Origin of the sequence: Legionella micdadei (assembly GCF_000953635.1) — a bacterium.
Lineage (GTDB): Bacteria > Pseudomonadota > Gammaproteobacteria > Legionellales > Legionellaceae > Tatlockia > Tatlockia micdadei.
On sequence record NZ_LN614830.1, the window covers coordinates 3,121,231 to 3,144,712 of the forward strand.

Below are 23,482 nucleotides of genomic sequence, written 5' to 3' on the forward strand. Positions count from 1 at the left end.
GCTTTATTTTGACAAGAAGATTATGTTCATATACAACAATCAGTTAAACCAAGAACAATTGCATGCTGTTAACCAGCTCGCTTCTTTATGTAGAGAAGTCGATAGGAGCATACCTCCGCTATACCCGCACATCCTTGAACAAAAGAGACTGAATGACAGTAATGTACTTTACTTTCAAGACGGCACTCTTTTGGGCTTTTTAAGTGTTTATTTCTTTTATGCCGATGCCTGCGAGGTCAGTGTTCTAGTAGAACCGTCTCATCGCCGTCAGGGTATAGCCAAGCAGTTATTGCAAACCGTCATGCCGTTGCTCATAGCAAAACAAATGAATACTTTGATTTTTTCCACACCGGAAGCAGTCAATGATGGATGGCTCTCAGAACTAGGTTTTAAGTATCACCATAGCGAATATCAAATGCAGCGCCAGAGCTACGAACCTATTTTGATAACCAAGCAAACACTCATTGTTCGCAAAGCTACAGAAAAAGATATCCCTGCCCTGTGCCATATCGACGAGCACTGTTTTCCTGAAGAAGATGAGGATATGCCAGCGCGATTTAATATTCTACTTAATGAGAATAACTACACTATCCTTCTTGCTTCCCACCAAGGAAAAGGTGTTGCCAAAGCACATATCCGTTGGCAGGCTGATGGCAGTGCCATCTTGTCGGATATTGCCGTGCTCCCAAATCATCAGCGACAAGGATTAGGGAGTGAATTATTATCTTATTGCATTAATCATGCTTTATCATTAGGTACAACAAAGCTCATACTGGATGTCGAAACGACAAATGAAAATGCGCTTAACCTTTATACACGTCACGGGTTTAAGACGATCAATGCGACAGATTTTTGGTCTATTCCCACTGAAAATATGCGTACATTTCTAGGCGTTTCAAAACGAATAAACAAATAGGCTCGAAATAATGAACTAGACTTCCTTGAGTCTATCTGTCTTCTCTACAATCAGGTATCATAAGCGCCTTGTTTAATAACACCACAAAATGAGATGATCATACTCTCAAATTCGTATACCCTTTTGTATAATAGTGTGCTCAAACAGGATAATATACTCTTTTGTAAACAAATTATTTTTCAACAATAAAGAATTCAACTTGACAGCTTTTCTACCGCACATTTAGTATTGCGTTTTACGCGGAAGGATGGCGCTAAGAGGATAAGGAATGAAGAAACGGGTTGTAATAACTGGGATGGAAATAGTTTCCTCCATCGGCAACGGGCTTGAGTCTTTCTGGCAAGCAGCTATAAACGGGCAATGCGGTATCAAACGTGTTGAAAGTTACGACGCAACACCCTATCCTACTCAAATTGGCGGGGAGATTACTAATTTATCACTTGCCCATCTTCCTGAGTTTGATAAAAGTAAACGCTATCCTCGAGTTGCGCAATACGCGCTTTACTGCGCGCATCACGCCATTGAACGCGCTGGCTTAACTGCTACCGAATTGGCTAATACCGCCACATACATAGGGACAAGTTTAGGAGGAACACCTGAACTCGAATCCGCTTATGAATCTTTCTTTAAAGAAAGCTGGAAGAAAATCCCTGCTTTAAGCGTCATTCGCGGCATGCCTAATTCCGTTGCAAATCATATTGCTATTGCTTTTGGTTTAGGAGGCCCTAATTCCACCATTTCGAACGCTTGCGTATCCTCAGCTGAAGCAATAGGTAATGCCTATCATCAAATCGCTTACGGCAAACTAACAACCGCTTTATGTGGCGGGACCGAATCACTGCTTTGGGAAACCTTGATGGCTGCTTGGTGCAAGCTGCGTGTGATGTCTACCCAAAATGAGAATCCTCAAATGGCCTGCCGGCCGTTCGATAAAAACCGCGACGGCATGGTCATGGCCGATGGAGCAGGTATTTTGATCCTTGAAGAGCTGCAACAAGCCAAAGCCAGAGGCGCTAAAATTTATGCTGAAATCATTGGCTATGGCGCTAGTTGCGATGCATATCATGTTACTGCACCTACGGTTCAAGGTCAGGTACGTGCTATCCATGCTGCTTTAGACGATGCTAAACTCGCTGTTAGCGACGTCCAGTACATAAACGCCCATGGTACAGGTACCCAATTAAACGACATCACTGAAACTGAAACAATCAAAACCATCTTTGGCAAACGCGCCTATGAAATACCCATTACAGCACAAAAGGCCATGACCGGACATGCCATTGGGGCTGCTGGCGCTATGGAAATTATTGCCACCACATTATGTCTGCAAAACGACATGTTATTGCCCACCATCAATTTGTATGATCCAGACCCCGCGTGCGACCTGGATTACGTAGCGAACCATGCCCGACCACAGCAGGTCGACATCGCATTATCAAACCATTTTGCGTTTGGCGGTGCAAATGCAGCACTACTATTGCGCCGAATGTAGCTGCCCTTTTTTAGTCCTAGGAAAAACACTTTGCCTGCATTCTGCGGCCGTATCCGCAGGGTGTGGCCACGCAAGTATAAGTCAAGGATGGGGCTGCGACCGCAAGGGAGCAGATAAGAAGCAAGCCACCTGTTATCCCTTGCTCACGCGACAGTCTCGGATTAACAGAAATAATTTTTTGAAAATATTGAATAAAAAATGTTCTGATCGGCTTAACTTAATACCTATGGGCTTTCAAAGGCTCTAACCATAGGATGATAGGTGATATCTTATAAATCTTATTGCTCTATAAATTGACATTTATATTTAAGGGTAGATTTCGTGTTAGCACTTGTTTCTCCAGCGGTAGTTAAATTTCTGCAATCTTTTAAAACTTAATTCGCAACTAAAGCTACATCGCGCTATAATCGCCCTATTTTGCATGATTTTATAAGGTTAATGATGAATGCTTCGCTGTTTGAAATAGCTAATTTAGTGCAAGGGTTGGTTGTGGGCGATGAGAAGATCGTTATTTCAGCGCTTTCCCCCATTGATAATATTGTTGCTGGCGCTTTGGTGTTTGCCGATGGCAGCGAGAATTTGCAGTTAGCAGAGCGCTCTCAAGCTGCGGCCATTTTAGTCTGTACAAATATAAACAGCGACATCAAGCCAGTCATCCAAGTTGCAAACCCTTTTAAAGCATTTATTCAATTGCTCAATCATTTTTTCCCCAGTAAAAAACCGGTTCCAGGTGTACACCCCACAGCTACTATTGCTGATGATGTTATTCTAGGAAAAAATGTTTCGATCGGTCCTTATGTCGTCATTGAATCCGGCAGCCAAATTGGGGATAACTGCGTGATTAAGAGCCATGTAAGCATCGGCGCTGAAGTCAATATCGGCCCGAATACCACATTGCATCCTCATGTGACAATTTACGAACGGACTCAAATCGGAGCAAGAGTTTGTATTCATGCCTCATCAGTTATCGGCTCTGATGGCTTCGGCTATACTCTAGTGGATGACCAGCATATGAAAGTCCCTCATGTTGGAAATGTAATTATTGAGGACGATGTAGAAATAGGCGCAAACACAACGATTGATAGAGCCACCCTAGGTGCAACAGTCATCGGTGCAGGTACCAAAATTGACAACTTAGTACAAATTGCTCATTCGGTAAAATTAGGTAAACACAATATTCTCTGTGCTTTTACAGGTATCGCAGGCAGCACCACCAGTGGTGACCATGTTATTTTTGCAGCCAATGTAGGAGTAAGTGACCACGTGCGTATTGACGATGGGGTGATATTAGGGGCACGAACTGGCGTCCCCCCAAAAAAACACCTAAAACAAGGGAATATTTATTTGGGTAGCCCAGCTCGTCCCAAAGAAAAAGCGATTGAGCAAGAGTTATCAGTAACAAGAATTCCTATTATGCGCAAAAATTTAAAAGCATTGAGCGAAAAAGTCGATGAGTTAAGCAAACATTTAGCGCAATGCGAGGCCGAAAAATAATGTCTTGCCCTTTGATTCTGATTGATGGTTCTTCTTATTTTTTTCGTGCTTTTCATGCACTCCCTCCATTAACCAACTCTAAAGGACAGCCTACCGGGGCTGTCTATGGAGTGGCCAATATGGTTAAAAAAATAATTAAGGATTATAAACCAGAACAAATCGCGGTGGTCTTTGACAGCAAAGGCAAAACCTTCAGAGACGAATGGTATCCTGAATACAAAGCCCATCGCCCGCCCATGCCAAACGATCTCCAAAGTCAATTTAAGCCTTTGCTCGACTTGCTCGAAGCGATGGGGTTGCCAATACTTATCGTTGAAGGGGTAGAAGCGGATGATGTTATTGGGACACTGGCACATTCCGCAACAGAACAAAAGCAGACAGTATTAATTTCTACTAGCGACAAAGACATGGCTCAACTTGTTAATGAGCATGTAACCCTGATCAATACGATGACTAATCAAACCCTCGATACGGTGGGGGTTACAGAAAAATTCGGCGTTCATCCTTCACAAATAGTCGATTATTTAGCTTTAATCGGTGACAGTATTGATAATGTGCCTGGGGTACCTAAATGTGGGCCCAAAACAGCGATGAAATGGCTGCAAGAATATCAATCTTTAGACAATTTAATCGTAAATTCCCATGCAATAACAGGTAAAATCGGCGACTATTTGCGCGCAAGTATCCCACATTTACCTTTATCAAAAAAATTGGTCACAATCAAAACAGATGTTGAATTACCATTGACTTTAGCCGACCTAAAACCAAAAGAACCTAACCGTGAAATGTTACTTGCATTACTACGTGAATTGGAATTCAGAAACTGGTTAAAAGAATTGCTAGAGCAGCAGTCTTCCCAAGAGGAAACAACTCCCAGCAATATGATTGAAAAGATCGACTTCACGGTGATTAACACTGAAACTCAGCTCACCGATTGGATAGGGAAACTAAAATCAAGCCCTATGTTTTGTATTAATGTCGAAACGACAAGTAATAATGTCATGGAGGCTGAAATTGTTGGTATCGCCTTAGCAATCGAGGAAGGTAAACCTGCTTATCTGCCTCTGGCCCACAAAGACGGTAGTGAACAATTATCCCGAGATAAGACTTTATTTAGCTTAAAACCCCTTCTTGAAAACGAAAAAATTGGCAAAATTGGTCAGAATATAAAATACGATTACAATGTATTTAAGCGTTATGGCATTCATGTTAAAGGCATTCTGTCTGATCCGATGCTGGAATCTTATGTCTTGAATTCAAATGCAAGCCGCCACGACATGGACTCCCTGTCATTAAAGTACCTGGGACATAAGCCTCTTAGTAATGAAGACATTCTTGGAAAGGGGACAAAACAATTGTCTTTTGATGCAGTTCCAGTTATGAAAGCTGCACTCTATGCCGCCGAATTTGTCGATCTTGCTTTAAAATTACACCATAAACTTTATTCGATGCTTGACGACAGGTTAAGGACGGTACTGAATTCGATTGAAATCCCTTTACTTACTGTGTTAGCCGATATGGAGTATGATGGAGTACTCGTTGATCAGGCGACTTTAGCGAAGCATGGGGAACGATTAAAAGAGCGCATGGCTGCGCTCGAAGAAGAAGCGTTGTGTTTAGCTGGTAAGCCTTTTAACCTTAATTCACCTAAACAACTTCAGGAAATTTTGTTTGACACATTAAAAATTCCTGTCTTAACAAAAACACCTACAGGACAACCCTCAACCGCAGAGGCAGTGCTACAGGAACTCGCTTTTGACTTCCGCTTACCTGCAGTGATTCTTGAGTATCGGGGTCTCAGTAAGCTGATATCCACCTATATTGACGCTTTACCTAAAACCATTAATCCCCAAACTCAACGCGTGCATACCTCCTACAATCAGGCCGTTGCTGCTACGGGGCGATTATCTTCAAGTGATCCTAATTTACAAAATATTCCTATTCGTAGTGAAGAAGGCCGGCTTATTCGTAAAGCCTTTGTTGCCCCAGCAGATCATTTTTTATTGGCCGCCGATTATTCACAGATTGAATTGCGCATTATGGCGCATCTCTCTCAAGATGCAAATCTGTTGCAGGCCTTTATCAACAACTGGGATATTCATGCGGCCACAGCCAGTGAAATCTTCCAAGTCCCTTTAATGGAAGTAACCGGTGAACAACGTCGTCGCGCCAAGGCGGTCAATTTTGGTTTAATTTATGGTATGTCTTCCTTTGGGTTGGCAAAACGACTTGGTATAGAACGCCAAGATGCCCAGTATTACATGGATCGTTATTTCCAACGTTACCCAGGTGTCCTTGATTACATGGAGCGCACGCGCAAACAAGCTCATCAGCAAGGCTATGTTGAAACGCTTTTTGGTCGCCGCCTTTATCTTCCTGAAATAAATACGCAAAATTTAATGCGACAAAAAGCAGCAGAGCGTGCCGCAATCAATGCACCCATGCAAGGTACCGCCGCTGATATTATTAAGAAAGCAATGATAGCGTTAGCCCAATGGCAATCCACACAAGAAAAACCTCTTGTAAAAATGATTATGCAGGTTCATGATGAATTAATCTTCGAAGTACATGAAACTGCAGTAGACGCAGCAAAAGAGACAATACGTAATTTAATGGAGCACACCGTACAATTGTCTGTACCTTTATCAGTATCCATCGGCGTTGGGCGTGATTGGGACGAAGCACATTAAGAGGCCATTTTATGCGATATATTCTTGCTACTTTTACAGCGATTTTAAGCTTTTCTTCCTTAGCAGTGAATGTACCAATTACCAATGATGGAAATAACAATAATCCAGTGGAAGCCCTGCATTTAGATTGGCTCGACACCTCTGCCTCACCAACAACTGATTTTTTTGCCTATGCCAATGGTACCTGGCAAAAGAAAAACCCCATTCCACCTGAATACGCAACCTGGGGCAGTTTTAATATTTTGCAGGAAAAAGTGCAAGATAGGATTCACCAAATGCTTATTGCAGCAGCCAATAATAAAAATGCAGCGCCAGGGAGTATCGAGCAAAAAGTAGGTGATTTTTATTTTAGCGGCATGGATGAAGAATCCATTAATAAACTTGGCATCGAACCCTTATTATCTGAATTTCAGCGCATTGCGGCAATCAACAATTTAGCTGATTTGCAACAGGTTATTACTCATCTACAACTCATTGGCGTTGACGCACTTTTTAGTTTCGGCAGCATGCAGGATTTTAAAAATAGCCAAGAAATGATTGGCGCTGCTGGGCAAGGCGGACTAGGTTTGCCTGATCGTGATTATTACCTCAAAGAAGATAAGAAGTTCCAACAAATTCGTGCGGCTTATGTTCAGCATATTGGCAAGATGTTTGAATTGCTTGGCGATAAGCCAGACCAAGCAACAAAAGAAGCCGCAACAGTCATGAATATAGAAACCATTTTAGCTAAAGCGTCCATGTCACAAATAGAGCAACGTGACCCAAACGCTGTCTATCATATGATGGATTTACAACAACTTGAACAAGTGACTCCCAACTTTTCTTGGTCTCAATACCTCAGCGCTCTCGGCCAACCGTCAATTAAGCACATCAATTTAACAACGCCTGAGTTTTTTAAAGTAATGAATACACAGTTACAAGCAATTCCTCTTGCGGACTGGAAAACTTACTTACGTTGGCATTTGATTGACGCATTCGCCTCCTATTTATCCAAACCTTTTGTCGACCAGAATTTTAAAATGGTTTCTGCCCTAACCGGTACTAAGAAATTATTGCCACGATGGAAGCGAGTCGTTAACACTGAAAATGGTGCTCTTGGTTTTGCAATTGGTAAACTGTATGTCGAAAAATATTTCCCCCCTGCATCCAAACAAGCAGCCCTTGAGATACTGCACGATATCCGACAAGCGCTAAAACAAGATCTGCAAACACTTAGCTGGATGACGCCGGAAACAAGGCAAGCAGCCTTGAAAAAATTAGCACTGATGGAGGATCGTGTTGGCTATCCTGATAAGTGGTGGGATTACTCAACATTAAAAGTTGATCGAGGCCCCTATGTACTTAACGTCATTCGTGCAAATGAATTTTTAAACAAGCGTGATCTCAATAAAATTGGCAAGCCTGTTGATCGCAGCGAATGGGCAATGCCACCACAAACCATCAATGCCTATTACGATCCTTCCATGAACAATCTCAATATTCCAGCAGGCATATTGCAACCCCCCTTTTTCGATCCCAGCGCACCTGCCGCAGTCAATTATGGTGCCATCGGTTTTGTAATGGGGCATGAAATGACGCATGGCTTTGATGACCAAGGCGCAAAATTTGACGGTCATGGGAACTTAAAAAATTGGTGGACTGAGGCTGATTTGAAAAAATTCCAAGCTGCAACCAATTGCATTGTAGAACAATTTTCTAAATATAAAGTAGACGGCGATTTACCCGTGCAAGGAAAATTAGTTGTCGGAGAAGCAACAGCAGATTTAGGCGGCTTAACTCTAGCCTACCATGCGTTTCACAATTCTAAATACTATAAAGAAGCAAAAACAATTAATTCCATTACGCCAGATCAGCAATTTTTCTTAGGCACGGCGCATGTCTGGGCATCCAATATTCGTCCGGAGCAAGTGCGCAATTTAGTGACCACTGATCCACACCCACCCATGATCTATCGAGTAAATGGTACTCTGTCCAATATGCCACAATTCCAAGCTGCCTTCTCAGTCCCAGATAAAAGCATAATGGTTAATGCAACCCGCTGTGTTATCTGGTAAGTAATGAATAAGGCCTATCAGGAAATAGCCATATCCTGCATCCTGCGCTAAAACATGGCTCTGATTCTATTACTCTAGTAATTGCGCCTAATGCAGCCCACGCTTACGCGTTAGGCTGCATTAGCTCATCAGCTTAGAAAAATAATCCAGGCTTCTCCTCTTTCCTTTGAGATTGGGGAAGCACCTCGGCAAACAATGAAGCAGTGTATTTTATTTCCTCATAGCTTTCACGGGCAGAACAGTCTTTAAAGCTGATTATCAAAATCTTTTGCATCGTGTGACTCATTCCTTTGCACTTTAATAGACTTATAAGCCTCACTCATTGGGATACCTTTCAGCATTAATTCTTCTGATTCATCCATATCATCAGATGAAACCAAAGCAATACCTTCCTCTCCACCCTTATAAGGCTTTGGATGCATGTATCCTTCTGGTAATTTCCAAAAATCAGGGACGCCGGCTCGTCTTAACAAATCAGCATGAGGACGCTATCCCTTCTTTGGTTATAGACTAAGGCGACAAAAAGTTCGTTGAAGTTATTTGGTGAACGATAACGTTTGAGGCTCCAGCAGCTAGCCACGGATACGGATGGACTTGAACGCTATATTTTGCTTCATGCTGAGCAACAGCAAGAGTTAAGGTATCTGCCTTAATGACGAATTCAATTCACACATTCTTCCTTACTATTCGCAAACAAGATGCAGAAGCCAGGAGAAGATGGGTAATCCATTACCCTGATAAGCTTTTTACATTAACAAACAAGTTTCCAGATCATTATTCGTTCCAAGATTTGAGGCTTTGCCATTAGGCCTTGGACGATGAAACCTATGTCGGTTATGCGCATGACTATTAGGAGGAGGAAGCCCCATCGCTTGCCCAACCATGTCAATAATCTCTGGACATTCCTTGACGAGTTGCCTTCCCAGCTCTCTACCAAATTGGTAGGGATCAGAAATTTCAGGTTGATGCCCGGCCATTAACTCATCCATTTTTTTAATTTCTTGTGGCCATTGCTCAATATTTTCTGCAGAAAATTTCACAAGACAAGGTTCCATAACAGATAACAACAAGTCAACATTATTGACAGAAGAAATATATTCAATCATTGAAGAGTACTTTTGGCCACCGATAATTAGAGAGTGGCCTAATTCTAACCCGCAAAACTCGATCAAAAAGGCTAGAAGCCTCCCATTATTTCTTGTTAATCCCTCAATAATAAGTGGTTCTTTATCGATTGTAAGATGAAATGGCTTAAGCTTTTGAGCTTCTGCAAATCGATCAGTTAAAAGTAATGTTTTAAGTCTTTCTTCACCTAATTTTCGAATTTTTTCCTCGAGTGTTTTGAGGTTATTTAGAACTGAAATATTCAGTCCTGACTTGCCCTCCAAGCTTAGAATAATTAGAGTACATTCATCATAACATTTTAACAAATCCTCAATATCCCTTGCCGTTATTTTAGGCCCTGCTGTGGCCAAGCGCTTATAAGCACTATTCAATTGATCAACTTGTCGGTTAAGCTCTGCTGCCATCCCTTTGCTTTTATGACGTTTTTTCTTAGCTTTACTAACGGTTGAAGTTTCAGAAACATTAGAATCAACCGCTTCTGGCATTGCCGCAGTTGGGGCTGCCTCAGTTGATTCTACGACAGAAGATGAGGGCAAGTTAGACGTTGTTGCCTTACTCAACTCTTCAGCCACTGTGACTTGGATTTTATTAATGATTTTTAATATGCCTTGATATTTGTTGCTCTTATCAAGAGGAATTAAGTCCTTTAATGTGCGCTCTACAACAGCTAATGCCTCTCCGTATTCGCTTCTTTTGGCGAGTTGGCTATGCAATTTTGCCGCTGCCATTTCTTGCTCAGTATAAAGCCTATCTAACTCTGCTACGCGGTCCTTTAATTTATCCCTCGCTACGGAAATAACAGGCAAGCATCTTTCTTTCGCAAGCTCTGCAAATTGATTTTCTAATCCAGGCAGGGAAATTTTTTCCCAACTTGAATCTTTTTCTACACAAAGTTCAGGTTTCCCAACTACTCTATCGCTGCTATCAAAATAAACATGCAACCTATACCTAATCTCGCTTTCATCAGCAAAAATCGCGGTGTAATGGTATTGATTAAGTTGCGCTGATGCTTCATTCATCCGCTCATAGATACTAATGTGGTGCTCTCTTAGAGACAAAGAAGAACTATGTTCTGAAGTTTTGACAAGTTTATCTGTCCAAGGGAGTTCAATCAAAAAATAAGAACTCCCTAGCTGGTCTTGTTTTAATGTGATTTTTTCCGGGTTCTGAGCAGTTGCTCCTGCCTCTTGTTCTTGCAGAATAAAATTAAAAAGCGTGTTTTTTTGCATTTTTACCCTCTCTTTAAATCAAATTTTTAATAAGACCCAGACAACTTTTAGCTCTCCATAATGAGTTGGGCAGGAATTTCCGAGCGAATTTCTCTTAGTCGATTCAATTCATCCACAAAAATAACCGTGGGTGTATGACTGGCACAGTGCTCTTCTAGAAGCTGGACGAAAGAAGCAATGATGATTATATCTCCAGGAGTGACCAAATGGGCTGCAGCGCCATTAATACACACATGAGACGAACCTTTCTCCCCAGTAATCGCGTAAGTTTCAAAACGCGTTCCCGCGGTAACATTCCATATATTTACTGCTTCATTGGGTAAAATGTTAGCTGCCTTAAGCAATTCGGGTGAAAGGGTGATGCTTCCTTCGTAATCTAAATCAGCATGTGTGACGCGAGCTCGATGAATTTTTGACTTTAACATTTTTCTGTACAACATGGATGGTTATCTCCAAGTAACCAAAGTCCGCAAGTCTAGCACACAAAATTCCATTTGGGATGGATAAATTACGTTTTACTCGAACAAATTAAACACTTTCCATCAATAAATAGCGCAATATAATCTGAATTTGCCATATCAGGCAAGTCCATTTTATTTCCTTGTAAGGGAAATATTTTGAACACCAATTGATTAGAAACACTGGTATATACGGGATCGGCTAAGGCAACTGCATAACTCGCAGAATGCCTGAGTTGGTCAATCGTGGTTAAACGGACAACTTCCATAAGCCCATTGGCTGGTTTTTTTTTAAATTCCCCTTGACTCCACTGCTTTAGAAAGAGGTTTAAATCCAGTTGACCACTAAATCGCGCTGGCCAATCAGCGAAATAAATCACTTTAGGATTTACATTTTTTAAAGTGAGAGAAAACCATTGCTGTTTTTTATCCGCTCTCTCAATTAAACCATCTTTAGATAATACAATGAAAAGAAAATGCTTTTCCGACCCAGATTCATTAGCTAGCGAGTTCGCAAGAATTGCAGGTGAAGCATTTAGTGCAAAAAAAACTAAAAAGAACAACAAACCTAATCCACGCGTTTTTGTCATATCAGACTCCTTGTAACCCGCGCCGCGCGTGTGAGTAAGCGGATGTACGAGCACTTATTCTTATCCGCTTCCTCACGGTCGCGGCTCGGATCAATAAGAAAAAGTATTTGCTATAATTTTATCCAGAATGAATTTTTATTCAGTGATGGATAGTTCATGAAGGACTCATAAAATGAAATTACTCTTTCTATTCATTATTCTCCTCTTTCCTTTTCAATTGCAAGCTTCTTGTAAATGCAACTGTGATCTTGCCGATCGAAGCTTATGTGAGCCTACCTATGATATTGAGAATCCATGTGGGGGCATTTGTCCGTCCTCAAATCCTACCGAACCTCCTGCAAGGACAGCTTGTCCAACACAGAAAGTCTATCTTCCTGAAAAAGGAACTTCGGTTTGGATATCGGTTTGTTTTGATTAATAAATGAGACACATCATGGCTTGGTATAACGCAGCGATGCCATTTCATCCATGCTTTTATCCACGCTCTTATCAATTTCTTCCATTGCCTTGCAAGAATCACGTACGTCCTGAAAAGTTTTTTTATACAAATCCATGACTTTACCTGCTACAGATTTTTGCTCATCAGGCCGCCTTAAAATTTCTTGCGATGCTCGACTATCTTTAATTGTGAGCAGCATTTTATTATAACGATTAAGCGTTAACTCCAAGTCGTGGCGGGTTTCGTAATAGTTTTTACCAGGTTTAATCTCCTGCTCAATCGATTGCTCAATTTTTTCATTTAACTGCTTTAATTGTTCAATTTTTTTATAAAGTACGGGTAACTTGAAGTGATTATCACCGTATTTGTTGCGTAATTCCTTGGCCACATCCTCTAATTTTTGTTGAAATTGTTGGCTGCATTTCAGTAGCGTTTCGCATTTCGTTTTAAATAACTGAGTGAATTCTTGAAAATGCTCAGGCGTATGGGCCTTGCGCATATAATGCACGTTTATGTTTTCATAAGGAGTAAATTTATGCTGTTGGGGAGAAAAATCTTCTATCCAGTTTGTACGTGTTTCTATATTCCCTGTAGCATAATAATTTTTTGTCCACTCTTTATAACGAGAGGCAGGATAGATTTGATTAGCCCAAGGATCAGCAATAAATGCATTTTCGCCCCAGGTATCGGGATTATTGGGGTCACTATTTTCTGTGCGGCCAATCACTAAAAGGGCATGATCACCTCCAGAAAGCCCATAAACTTCGGCATTAATCCCAAGTGGAGCATTGTCAATAACATAATCCAGAGCTACAAAAGCAAGTTCTTCACAGTTCCCTAAAGAATACTTTTTAGCGAATGCAACCTTATTGTAAAACTCCTTAACACAAGCATCATGCTCTAATCTTGACTCAGTGAAAATACTATCCTGTATATGACGCACATCTTGTACGGCATGAAATAATGCCTTCTTTTTTTCGTCAGAATACTCATTATTGGCCAATTGGGTATATCCTTCCCTAATAAACTGGCGAGCATACAAGACGGCCTGTCGGGCAACATATTCATTCCAGGCAAATACTTCGGGTGAATATTTGGAGTCTTCTGCAGGCATAAATTGCTCAAATTTAATGCAAAGAAAAGCAATACATTTTAATCAATTATAGATCAATATGGTTTTTACCTGAGCTTTAATGGCCAACAGAAAAGTTGTTCGTAATAATCCTTAACGGTATTCCTTATTTTGGCTGTGCTATACTTCCAACAATCTGCGCAAAGAGAGCAAAGGATATGTCAACCTCATTCCGCACTGAAAAAGACAGTTTGGGTGAAGTCCAAGTACCTAACGACAAATTATGGGGCGCACAAACCCAGCGTTCTTTACTTCATTTCAGTATCGGTGATGATCTTATTCCTAAGGAAATGGTTACTGCCTACGCTATTTTGAAAAAAGCAGCAGCCCTTGCCAACCATGAAGACGGACGCTTATCCCAAGAGAAAAGTGAATTAATCGTAAAGGTTTGCGACGAAATTCTTTCCGGGAAGCATCATGACATGTTTCCATTGCATGTGTGGATGACCGGTAGTGGTACACAATTTAACATGAATATGAATGAGGTGATTGCTAACCGGTGTTCCCAATTATCTGGATTTCCTCTGGGAAGTAAAAAACCCGTTCACCCTAATGATGACGTGAATATGTCACAATCGTCTAACGACTCTTTCCCCTCCGCCATGTATATGGCAACCGCAATCGGCGTGACCCATCAATTGTCCCCTGCAATCAGTCAATTACGGGATAGCCTTAATACAAAAAGTAAAGCGTGGATGGATGTGGTTAAAATTGGCCGCACTCATTTGCAAGATGCGACACCGTTGACGGTTGGCCAGGAATTTTCTGGATACGTTGGTATGTTGGATGACGATTTAATTCGAATTAACGATGCATTGAAAAGCGTCTATTGCTTAGCCTTAGGCGGGACAGCTGTAGGCACAGGGATCAACGCAGCCGCTGGTTTTGCCCAAGCCGTAGCTAAGCAGATTGCCAAATTAACGCAATTACCTTTTGTCTCTGCACCTAATAAATTTACTGTACAAGGTTCGCATGATGCGTTGGTGCAATTATCTGGAACCTTAAAAACCTTAGCAGTCTCCCTCTACAAAATAGCTAATGACATTCGTTTACTGTCTTGCGGCCCAAGGGCAGGCTTTTATGAACTTCTTATTCCGGCAAACGAACCCGGCTCTTCCATCATGCCTGGCAAAGTAAATCCCACCCAATGTGAAGCCATGACGATGGCTGCGGTACAAGTCATGGCCAATGACATGGCCGTCACATTTGGCGGAGCGGGAGGGTATTTGGAAATGAATGTCTATAAGCCGCTGATGATCTTTAATATTATGAAATCAATTCGTATTCTCACAGACACGATGAACAATTTTCGTGAATTTTTAGTAGAAGGCATGCAACTTAATGAAAAGAAAATTGCCAGTTATGTCGAACGCTCACTGATGCTAGTCACCGCCTTATCACCGGTCATTGGCTATGATAAAGCATCCCAAATAGCCCATTATGCTTTAGATCATGATCTTTCATTAAAAGAAGCGGCTTTAAAACTCAACTTTATTAGCAGTGAAGAATTTGACAAAGCCATGGATCCTAAAAAAATGATTCATCCCTTAAGATAGCTTTTATCTTTATAAGGCCTCTATCAAATCAGCAGGTTTTACTCCTACCAAAGTAACTAGCTCCCTCATTGCAATGAAAAACATAGAATAATCGACACTGCCACTACTATGGAGTTGCTCTAAAAGATTATTCCAGCGCTTCAATGCCCTTTGATTACGATTGATCCATTCCTGAATAAGTTTCTGAACGTCTTTTTCTTTTGAACCAGTTTTCAAAATAGCTACAGTAAGCGCCCGCTGTGAAAAATCCAATTGATCACGAATAGTCAACCGAGATAAAGAATTCCAATGCCCTTCACGGGTATCGCGGGAAAGTTGATCACGGAACCACAGCAGACTGAATTGTTCCCCTACCGCAAAATACACTTCGGCTGTCCTGATTAAATCAAATTTATTTTGCGTTGCAACTTCAATGATATTAAGTCCAGAGTAGATTGCCCGATAAGTCGCAATTCGCCTGGCTGTTTCTTCAGGAAGTCCTGATGCCGTAAATTGCTGGGTCAGGGACTCAAGATATTGTTTTGTAACTCCACCCATTAGGATCGGTGTCACTTTTTCAAGGACCTTGATCTGTTTAGAGAAATAATTAATCAATGTACTTAGGTCTTCTTGAATGTATTTACTGTTTAAGAACCATCGCGTAGCCAAATTAAGAAAATTGCGAATATTGAAGAGCATGTTGTATTGCTCATTCATATGGATTTTAAAATCCAAGGACAGAACAAGATTTTGGACCTCATGCGTTGCAAAAACACGCGACGCAATCACATAAGCACGGACAATTTCATCCACTGTTGCACTGTTTTCCATTTGCAATCGGTAAACAAAAGTGATCCCCATTTCATTGACAACCTGATTACTCAATTGAGTTGCAATAATTTCTCGATATAACCGATGCTCACTCATCTCCGATTTATATTTTTTCACAATGGTTTGAGGGAAGGCCGTTTCAGCAATTTGCTTTAAAACAGGATCTTCTGGTAATTTGGAATTTAAGATTTCATTTTTAATATAGATTTTAGTATAAGCCACTAAAACAGCTAATTCAGGACGTGTTAATCCTTCACCGACCGATTTACGCTCAATCAATTTTTTATCATCGGGTAAAAACTCAACTTTTCGATCTAAAACACCTAAGGCTTCTAATTTTTTAATATAGTTGGTATGCAAGCTAATATTATTCTTTGCCCGATGGGCTGAATAACTCATTAGCACAGCTTGTTCATAGTTATCCTGTAAAACAAGTTCAGCAACTTCATCAGTAACATCCGCGAGTAATTTATCACGTCTTTTTTCGGATAATTTTCCAGCATGAACTTGAGGTTCTAACAAGATTTTTAAATTAACCTCATGATCCGAGCAATCAACACCCGCTGAATTATCGATGAAATCGGTATTTATGAGCCCCCCTGTTAACGCGTATTCAACCCGTCCCAATTGCGTGAAACCTAAATTGCCCCCCTCCCCTACGACTTTACAACGCAAATCTTCTCCATTTACTCGACAATAGTCATTACTGCGATCCCCCACTTCAACATGGCTTTCAGTACTGGCCTTAACATATGTCCCTATCCCGCCATTAAATAAAAGCTGGACTGGCGCCCTAAGAATCGCGCAGATTAGTTCATTGGGGGTAAGTGCACTTGCTTCTATATCGAGCGCTTTCTTGATACGCGCATTGATTGGGATTGATTTTAATTGGCGGCTAAAAACACCCCCTCCCTGAGAAATTAATTTCTCATTGTAATCAGCCCATGAGGAATGAGGTAAATTAAAAAGCCGTACTCGTTCATAGTAAGAAGTTTCAGGGTTAGGATCGGGATCGATAAAAATATGGCGATGATCAAAAGCAGCAATTAACTTTATATGCGTTGAGTACATCATGGCGTTGCCAAAAACATCACCACTCATATCGCCAATACCAACAACGGTGATATCCGTATTCATTGGATTAATATCTAGCTCGCGGAAATGGCGTTTCACTGACTCCCAAGCGCCACGTGCGGTAATACCGATTTTTTTGTGGTCATACCCCCTGATACCTCCAGAAGCAAACGCGTCGCCTAGCCAGAAATCATAACTTTTCGCAATTTCATTGGCGATATCAGAAAATGTAGCGGTGCCTTTATCCGCTGCAACAACTAAATAAGGATCAAAATCGTCATAACAAACAACGTTTTTAGGACGAACAAACTCATTTTCTTTAATGTTATCTGTTAAATCCAATAATCCCGAAATGAATAATTTATAACATCGAATCACTTCTGCCTGTAATGTCTCGCGACTAGGCTGAATGAGGTGTTTTTTAAGTACAAATCCGCCTTTTGCCCCTGATGGCACGATGACCGCATTTTTTACTTTTTGTGCTTTCATTAAGCCCAAAACTTCCGTACGGTAATCTTCGGGGCGCTCAGACCAACGAATACCACCACGTGCAACTTTAGTGTTGCGTAAATGAATTCCTTCAAACTCAGGTGAATAGACAAAAATTTCATATAAAGGAGTGGGTAATGGCAACCCCGGTATAATTCGCGAATTGAGTTTTAAAGATAAATATTTTTTAGACTCTTTATCTGGCGTTGGCTGATAATAATTAGTGCGTAAGGTTGCTTTAATTAATACCAAAATTTGTCGAATAATCAGATCTTCATCCAAGCTGGGGACCGATTCAAGCATTTGCAAAATCTCTTGCTCGATTTTTTCGCTTGGATTCCTATTTTTTTTATGTGGATTATGCATTCCCTTGAACAATTCAACCAGCAGACGGGTAATATCTGAATTGTTGACAAGGGTTTTTTCAATGTACGCTTGGCTATAACGAAAACGAATTTGATGCAAGTATTTGGCGTAAGCACGTAAAATCATTACTTCGTGCCAAGCAAGCGTTGCCCCGATAACAAGCTTATTAAACCCATCATTTTCTGCTAAACCAAAATAAATGTTGGTAAGCGCTTCTTTAAGCAAATCGGAAATTTTCTCAATTTCTATCGATTTTTTTGCATACATCACCGCAAGGTCGCAAATCCAGATTGATTGCTTTCGGCCGAGCGTCAGCGTATGTGTGCTTTCGTTGTAAGTGCATAGGCCTAAATTTTCTAGCATGGGCAATATATTCGAAAGCGGCTTGGGTTTTTCCCATAGATACAACCGGACATGCAAAGGGTATTCTTGCTCTGGTGTAAAATAAAAATAAACTCCGAGCGGGTCTGCTGCAGAGAGCTTTTCGATGTACGCAAGATCGTTAGCAGCAATTTCTGCGGAGCATTCATCCATATAACTATGGGGAAAGGTATTGGCGTATTTTTTTGTTAGTGCGCTTGCTTTTTTGTCGCCATAATTTTTGATAAGTTCTTTTTGTAGCTTTTCTTTCCATATTGTCGCCATAATTTACCTTCCCTTCACCCAGTCGCTAATCAACTAGCAGCGTTGCTGAAACTTCTAACCCTCTGATACTATACATTAATACTATTGATGTAAATAATTGGCCAATCCTTAGAGAACAACCTCCATGATTATTTCATCTCCTCTTGATTATCGCGAAGCTGCAAAACGGAAGCTGCCCCGCTTTTTATTCGATTATATTGATGGCGGCTCTTATTCTGAGTGCACATTAAGAGCAAACCTTGCTGATCTCGAAAAAATAACATTGCGTCAGCGCGTTTTAAAAAAAATAGATCATTTAAATTTAGAAACCGAATTGTTTGGACAAAAACTGGCAATGCCCATCGCCCTAGCGCCAGTCGGTATAACAGGCATGTACGCCCGACGAGGAGAGGTTCAAGCAGCGAAAGCTGCCGCTAAATACGGAATACCTTTCACTTTATCCACGCTTTCAATTTGTCCTCTCGAAGAGGTTGCCGCACAAAGCCCACAACCTATTTGGTTCCAGCTATACGTACTTAAAGATCGCGGCTTTTTAAAAAATATGCTTGAGAGAGCACAAGCTGCAGGCATCAAGACCTTAGTATTCACCGCTGATATGCCTGTCCCTGGGGCGCGCTATCGTGATGCTCATTCAGGTATGACTGGGCGCTTTTCAGGGGCAAGGCGCTTATTGCAAACCATAACGAAACCCTCATGGGCTTTTGATGTAGGAATCATGGGTCGACCGCATGCTTTGGGCAATGTTTCCAAATACCTTGGTAAGCCTATGGGGTTAGCTAATTACATCGACTGGTTAACGAAGAACTTTGATCCTACGATCAGCTGGAAGGATCTCGAATGGATACGTGATTTTTGGCAAGGTCCCATGATAATTAAAGGGATATTAGATCCCCAAGATGCGAAAGACGCAATCCAATTTGGCGCATCCGGAATTGTTGTCTCTAATCATGGGGGCCGCCAACTGGATGGCGTTATGTCGACTGCTAAAGCCTTGCCTTTGATTGCTGATGCGGTTGGGGATACCCTCCCCATTCTTATTGATTCGGGCATTCGTTCAGGCCTTGATGTTGTCCGCATGCTCGCTCTCGGAGCAAAGATCGTTTTGATCGGGCGTGCCGCTGCTTATGCATTAGCCACAGCAGGCCAGGCTGGCATTGAAAACTTGTTGGATATTTTTGCCAAAGAAATGCACATTACTATGACATTAGCCGGTGTTTCTTCAGTGGCACAAATCAATAAATCGATTCTTATTTAAAATTAATCCTTTAAGTATTGACACTATCAATTAACTTATTGAAAAATCTTTTGACCCTGTTCAATCACTGCTTTTTTTAAGGAGAAAAAATGAACGATGACCAAACAGTCTCTGAAAAAGTGTGTGCTTCGTCCCCCTTCCACCGTATTAGTTGGGCCGCAATATTTGCCGGCGCATTTGTCGGCATTGGGCTTGGCTTTTTGCTGCGATTATTAGGGGTGGCTATTGGATTAAGTGCTTATTCCTCTTCTCCGAGTGGGATAATAGTCATAGCTATCGGCGGTTTAATCGGTCTCTTAATTGGCTCTATTATTTCAATGGGCGCTGCTGGTTTTGTTGCGGGTTATTTGGGGCGTTCTACTTGTCCTCATCATCGCATGGGAATTATCTACGGCTTTACCACATGGAGTGTTGTGTTATTATTTACAGCGCTTATTGCCATTCCTGAAGCTCACTATATTAACCTTTATAAAAGTTCCTTAGTCCAAAATACAAAAGTAGTTGCCACAAAATCACAAACTGAAACAGCATCGCCTGGCAATGCTACAACGCAGCCAGCAGCTAACCCATCGATGCCAGCCAATCAAGCTGTTGCCGTTACACCAATGGAAGTTAGTTCAATGGCTTGGATTGTGTTTATTCTATTCTTTATAGGAGCACTTTCGGCTTGTATTGGTGCTTGTTGGGCATTATGCCAATGTAAAAAAACTGAGTGAGGCCCTCCATCAAATAGATTGGTTAATATTAGATTTGCCACAAGTTGAAAGAAGATATGGCTGTTACCGACAGTGCAGATCTGTTACTAAGCCATTAAGGAGCAGATTTTAAATTTCCTTTAGGATCTGTTCCTTTTTTCCAGTCCATTAATCAAATCGCCAATTTAGTCCAATTTTAAATTGCTCCAGAATTGGATGCTTAGCAACACGGAAGGTTGCGTAAGAATGATTGTTGGAATCTTTTCCGTTGGAATTAAAAGGGTAACTTTGCAAACGATTCCAATCCCATTCGACTCGGCCTCGAAGTCCTTTGATTAATTTCAACTCCATACCTGCACCTAGCTGAACCCCTTCTTTCTTCTTATTGGTAGAAAATCGGCCATTAAATGAGCCAACCGATCCACTCTGTTCGATACTTCCACCCAAATTGATTTCACTCACTATCCATCCTATTCGAGCGAATACAACAGTTGAAATTACAGATAATCCGGGTCGAAGGACTATTCCGGACTGCCATTTTTGTTTAAATTTTCCGTTCAGTGAGCGATTATATAGGCCATTTGTATCCAAAAAATAAATATTACCGGAATTAGCGCTGCGATCATAAAATCCTTCAACTCCAAAATAAAAATGCTGAAAGAAAAAATCTTCGTATCCGAAATAAACTTCGCCTCCTACTCCTGAGCCATTCCATGCAAAATGGTCAAAATCGATAAAATTAATTGCGGGACTAACCTCATTCCTTTTGAAATTATAATTCGCTGTATCTTTTATCACTGATAGACCCAAGTAAATGTGCTTGAGAAGACGGCCTTTTATCAACGCAGGTTCACTACTGATTGCTAAAAAGGAAGCTAAACTTAAGAAGAAAAAAGCAAAGACAACTTTAAGGGGAATATACTTGAAAAACATGGCAATCCTTTGTCAATTAAGCCTCAAATCAAAAGCGGCAAGAAAGGATTTTATTCTAATTTTTAAAAAGCTACTAAAGCAAGCGAAAAATGGAATGAATCAAGATCCCTAACCCTATTGGAAATAGATAGTTGCGAACAGGCCTTGAAAACCAATATCTCACTTCATTCTTATCGATTGCCTTACCATTTCTGTAAGAACAGAGGTAAGCAAAGTAAACTTAGATTGGTCAAAAGCAATTTGTCTCAATTTTAAAGATGCTTTAGTGAATTTAAGTATTCCATCCTTGAGCAAATTAAAGGCTGGCTTATCTTGAGAAAGAGATCGCATAAAGTTTTCTCTATTGTTTAGCTTTATATGAGTTGGCGTCTGAGTACCAATCGGAGTGATTTGTTGACTGACTAGCTCATCACTCGCCATTAATTGATCCAGTAATTCAGGGGGGATAGTCATTAGCTCTACACCTGCTATCGACAGTACTTGTTCCTTATTCCTAAAACTTGCTGCCATGATTTCAGTTTTAACGTCATTTAAAGAGTAGTAATTAACAATTGATTGGATCAATTTCTTCCCAGGTGAGTCGGTATCAGAATCGATTTTATTGGTTTGATAATATTCATTTAAACGGCCAATAAATGGAGAAATTAAAGTGACTTTCGCCTCAGCACAAGCTATTGCTTGAACCAACGAGAATAACAAGGTTAAGTTGCAGCGGATGCCCTCTTTCTCCAATTCTTGAGCAGCCTTGATACCTTCCCAGGTGGAGGCAATTTTTATTAGGATTCTTTCGCGGGATATACCTTTCTTCTCGTATAAACCAATCAAGTATTTTGCCCGATGGATAGTCCCTTCTGTATCAAAGGACAACCTGGGATCTAATTCGCTTGAAATTCTACCAGGAATTATATTGAGGATTTGACAGCCAATTGCTGTAATAAAATGGGCAGCAAATCGGATTGGTCTAGAAAAAGAAGAACCATCATCCAATTTTGATTCCTCGAGTGCTTGCACAAAAATTTTTTGATACTGCTCTTGTTGGCAAGCATCTAAAATTAATTTTGGATTAGTGGTGGCATCCAGGGTGTCATATTTTTTTAATACACTAATGTCACCTGTATCTGCTACAACTTTTGAAAACTGTTTAATCTGCTCTAACTGGTTCATCTTTATTCCTATAAGTAGGCTAATCCTCAATTAAGAATAGAAGATATTCAAAAAAATTTTCTCTCTTCAAACTACACCATGGTTGATTCTTATTAATTTAATTTGCATTTTTAATAAGTAGAACCTAACTCTCCAGTAGATGAATAGCCATTTCTTTTAAACAACTTGCATCTCTAGGCGCACAAGATTTTATATCATTATCAAAATAGCAATAAACTGATCGGCCTTCCTTTTTCCAACTCACGATTTTTTGGGCATATTCTGTAAGTTTTTGCTCGCTATATGACCCAGTGTAAGGCTCTTGTTTTGGTCCATGCAGGCGCAGATAAACAAACTTAGCTGTTATCATTTCCGGCGATTGATAACCTCTATAGTCATAAAGACAAAGTGATATTTGATTAGCATCAAGCAAATCATATATTTCTTGAGAAAACCAACTCGTATCCCTAAATTCGAATGTATAATTAAACTGTTTAGACAAATTTTTGATAAAACTATTCAACCTTTCATAGTTATTATGCCAATGAGGTGGAAATTGAAATAAAATTGGTCCTAATTTTTCATGAAAATGATTTAATACAGTCAATAAATTTTCCACATTCTTTTCTGTACCCTGAAGCTTTTTCATATGCGTAATATAACGATTCGCTTTGCATGAAAAAATAAAATCTGGAGGTGTTAATTCATACCATCTTTTTACATTTTCAACTGTTGGTAATTTATAAAAACTGTTATTGAGTTCTACAGTATTAAAATTTCCTGCATAAAAATGCAATAACTCATCCATTCTGAGATTATTTGGGTAAAATAAACCTTTCCAATCAGCATAACTCCAACCTGAAGTACCAATAAATAATCCATTTTTCTCCATGGTTA

Annotated in this window: 18 protein-coding genes; 9 read left to right on the plus strand and 9 right to left on the minus strand. The window is 40.5% G+C overall.

The features are described from left to right. Window positions 1-22: 22 nt before the first annotated feature. The 5 genes from LMI_RS13945 to LMI_RS13965 all read left to right on the plus strand — a co-directional run bounded on the left by LMI_RS13945 (window position 23) and on the right by LMI_RS13965 (window position 8,646). The gene (locus LMI_RS13945; RefSeq protein ID WP_045100328.1) at window positions 23-916 is read left to right on the plus strand and encodes a GNAT family N-acetyltransferase; all 894 of its coding nucleotides are present in this window, start codon (window positions 23-25) and stop codon (window positions 914-916) included. A 268-nt stretch (window positions 917-1,184) separates the two neighbouring features. Continuing rightward, window positions 1,185-2,408 (plus strand): beta-ketoacyl-[acyl-carrier-protein] synthase family protein, encoded by a 1,224-nt coding sequence (locus LMI_RS13950; protein WP_045100329.1) that lies wholly within the window; start codon window positions 1,185-1,187, stop codon window positions 2,406-2,408. A gap of 441 nt (window positions 2,409-2,849) precedes the next feature. Further along, window positions 2,850-3,902 (plus strand): UDP-3-O-(3-hydroxymyristoyl)glucosamine N-acyltransferase, encoded by a 1,053-nt coding sequence (lpxD, locus tag LMI_RS13955; protein WP_045100330.1) that lies wholly within the window; start codon window positions 2,850-2,852, stop codon window positions 3,900-3,902. Beyond that, window positions 3,902-6,592, plus strand: coding sequence for a DNA polymerase I (gene polA, locus LMI_RS13960; RefSeq protein ID WP_045100331.1), 2,691 nt, complete (start codon window positions 3,902-3,904; stop codon window positions 6,590-6,592). The genes lpxD and polA overlap by 1 nt, the downstream gene beginning before the upstream one ends. An 11-nt stretch (window positions 6,593-6,603) precedes the next feature. After that, the gene (locus LMI_RS13965; RefSeq protein ID WP_045100332.1) at window positions 6,604-8,646 is read left to right on the plus strand and encodes a M13 family metallopeptidase; all 2,043 of its coding nucleotides are present in this window, start codon (window positions 6,604-6,606) and stop codon (window positions 8,644-8,646) included. 245 nt (window positions 8,647-8,891) lie between these two features. Here LMI_RS13965 and LMI_RS15370 read toward each other — a convergent pair whose 3' ends face one another. From LMI_RS15370 to LMI_RS13980, 4 genes are all read right to left on the minus strand, one after another. Beyond that, on the minus strand, window positions 8,892-9,068 hold the full coding sequence (locus LMI_RS15370; RefSeq protein WP_153280308.1) for a hypothetical protein: 177 nt from the start codon (window positions 9,066-9,068) through the stop codon (window positions 8,892-8,894). Window positions 9,069-9,392: 324 nt separating this feature from the next. Beyond that, window positions 9,393-11,000 (minus strand): hypothetical protein, encoded by a 1,608-nt coding sequence (locus LMI_RS13970; protein WP_045100333.1) that lies wholly within the window; start codon window positions 10,998-11,000, stop codon window positions 9,393-9,395. A 47-nt stretch (window positions 11,001-11,047) separates the two neighbouring features. Next, window positions 11,048-11,440 (minus strand): aspartate 1-decarboxylase, encoded by a 393-nt coding sequence (gene panD, locus LMI_RS13975; protein ID WP_045100334.1) that lies wholly within the window; start codon window positions 11,438-11,440, stop codon window positions 11,048-11,050. Window positions 11,441-11,508: 68 nt separating this feature from the next. Further along, complete coding sequence (locus tag LMI_RS13980) at window positions 11,509-12,048, minus strand: hypothetical protein (RefSeq protein ID WP_045100335.1); 540 nt, start codon at window positions 12,046-12,048, stop codon at window positions 11,509-11,511. Between the two features lie 172 nt (window positions 12,049-12,220). Between LMI_RS13980 and LMI_RS13985 the strand changes: the two genes are divergently transcribed. After that, a complete protein-coding gene (locus tag LMI_RS13985) occupies window positions 12,221-12,466 on the plus strand; it encodes a hypothetical protein (RefSeq protein WP_045100336.1) in 246 nt (81 codons plus the stop codon). A 13-nt stretch (window positions 12,467-12,479) separates the two neighbouring features. Here the strand turns inward: LMI_RS13985 and LMI_RS13990 are convergent, their stop codons facing one another. Further along, on the minus strand, window positions 12,480-13,601 hold the full coding sequence (locus tag LMI_RS13990; protein ID WP_052679594.1) for a hypothetical protein: 1,122 nt from the start codon (window positions 13,599-13,601) through the stop codon (window positions 12,480-12,482). Window positions 13,602-13,777: 176 nt separating this feature from the next. On the opposite strand from LMI_RS13990, the gene fumC reads away from it, so the two are divergent. Further along, on the plus strand, window positions 13,778-15,175 hold the full coding sequence (gene fumC, locus LMI_RS13995; RefSeq protein WP_045100337.1) for a class II fumarate hydratase: 1,398 nt from the start codon (window positions 13,778-13,780) through the stop codon (window positions 15,173-15,175). A gap of 9 nt (window positions 15,176-15,184) precedes the next feature. Here the strand turns inward: fumC and LMI_RS14000 are convergent, their stop codons facing one another. Continuing rightward, on the minus strand, window positions 15,185-18,559 hold the full coding sequence (locus tag LMI_RS14000) for an NAD-glutamate dehydrogenase (protein WP_045100338.1): 3,375 nt from the start codon (window positions 18,557-18,559) through the stop codon (window positions 15,185-15,187). Between the two features lie 124 nt (window positions 18,560-18,683). Between LMI_RS14000 and lldD the strand changes: the two genes are divergently transcribed. After that, window positions 18,684-19,814 (plus strand): FMN-dependent L-lactate dehydrogenase LldD, encoded by a 1,131-nt coding sequence (gene lldD / locus LMI_RS14005; RefSeq protein WP_045100339.1) that lies wholly within the window; start codon window positions 18,684-18,686, stop codon window positions 19,812-19,814. 89 nt (window positions 19,815-19,903) lie between these two features. After that, window positions 19,904-20,530 carry a hypothetical protein gene (locus LMI_RS14010; protein WP_045100340.1) on the plus strand — a complete coding sequence of 209 codons (627 nt, stop codon included), beginning with the start codon at window positions 19,904-19,906 and terminating at the stop codon, window positions 20,528-20,530. Window positions 20,531-20,677: 147 nt separating this feature from the next. Here LMI_RS14010 and LMI_RS14015 read toward each other — a convergent pair whose 3' ends face one another. From LMI_RS14015 to LMI_RS14025, 3 genes are all read right to left on the minus strand, one after another. Then, window positions 20,678-21,442, minus strand: coding sequence for an outer membrane protein (locus LMI_RS14015; RefSeq protein WP_052679595.1), 765 nt, complete (start codon window positions 21,440-21,442; stop codon window positions 20,678-20,680). Between the two features lie 159 nt (window positions 21,443-21,601). Then, window positions 21,602-22,606 carry a transaldolase family protein gene (locus LMI_RS14020; protein WP_045100341.1) on the minus strand — a complete coding sequence of 335 codons (1,005 nt, stop codon included), beginning with the start codon at window positions 22,604-22,606 and terminating at the stop codon, window positions 21,602-21,604. Window positions 22,607-22,730: 124 nt separating this feature from the next. Further along, window positions 22,731-23,477, minus strand: a complete 747-nt coding sequence (locus tag LMI_RS14025; protein ID WP_045100342.1) for a DUF72 domain-containing protein — start codon at window positions 23,475-23,477, stop codon at window positions 22,731-22,733. Window positions 23,478-23,482: the final 5 nt, after the last annotated feature.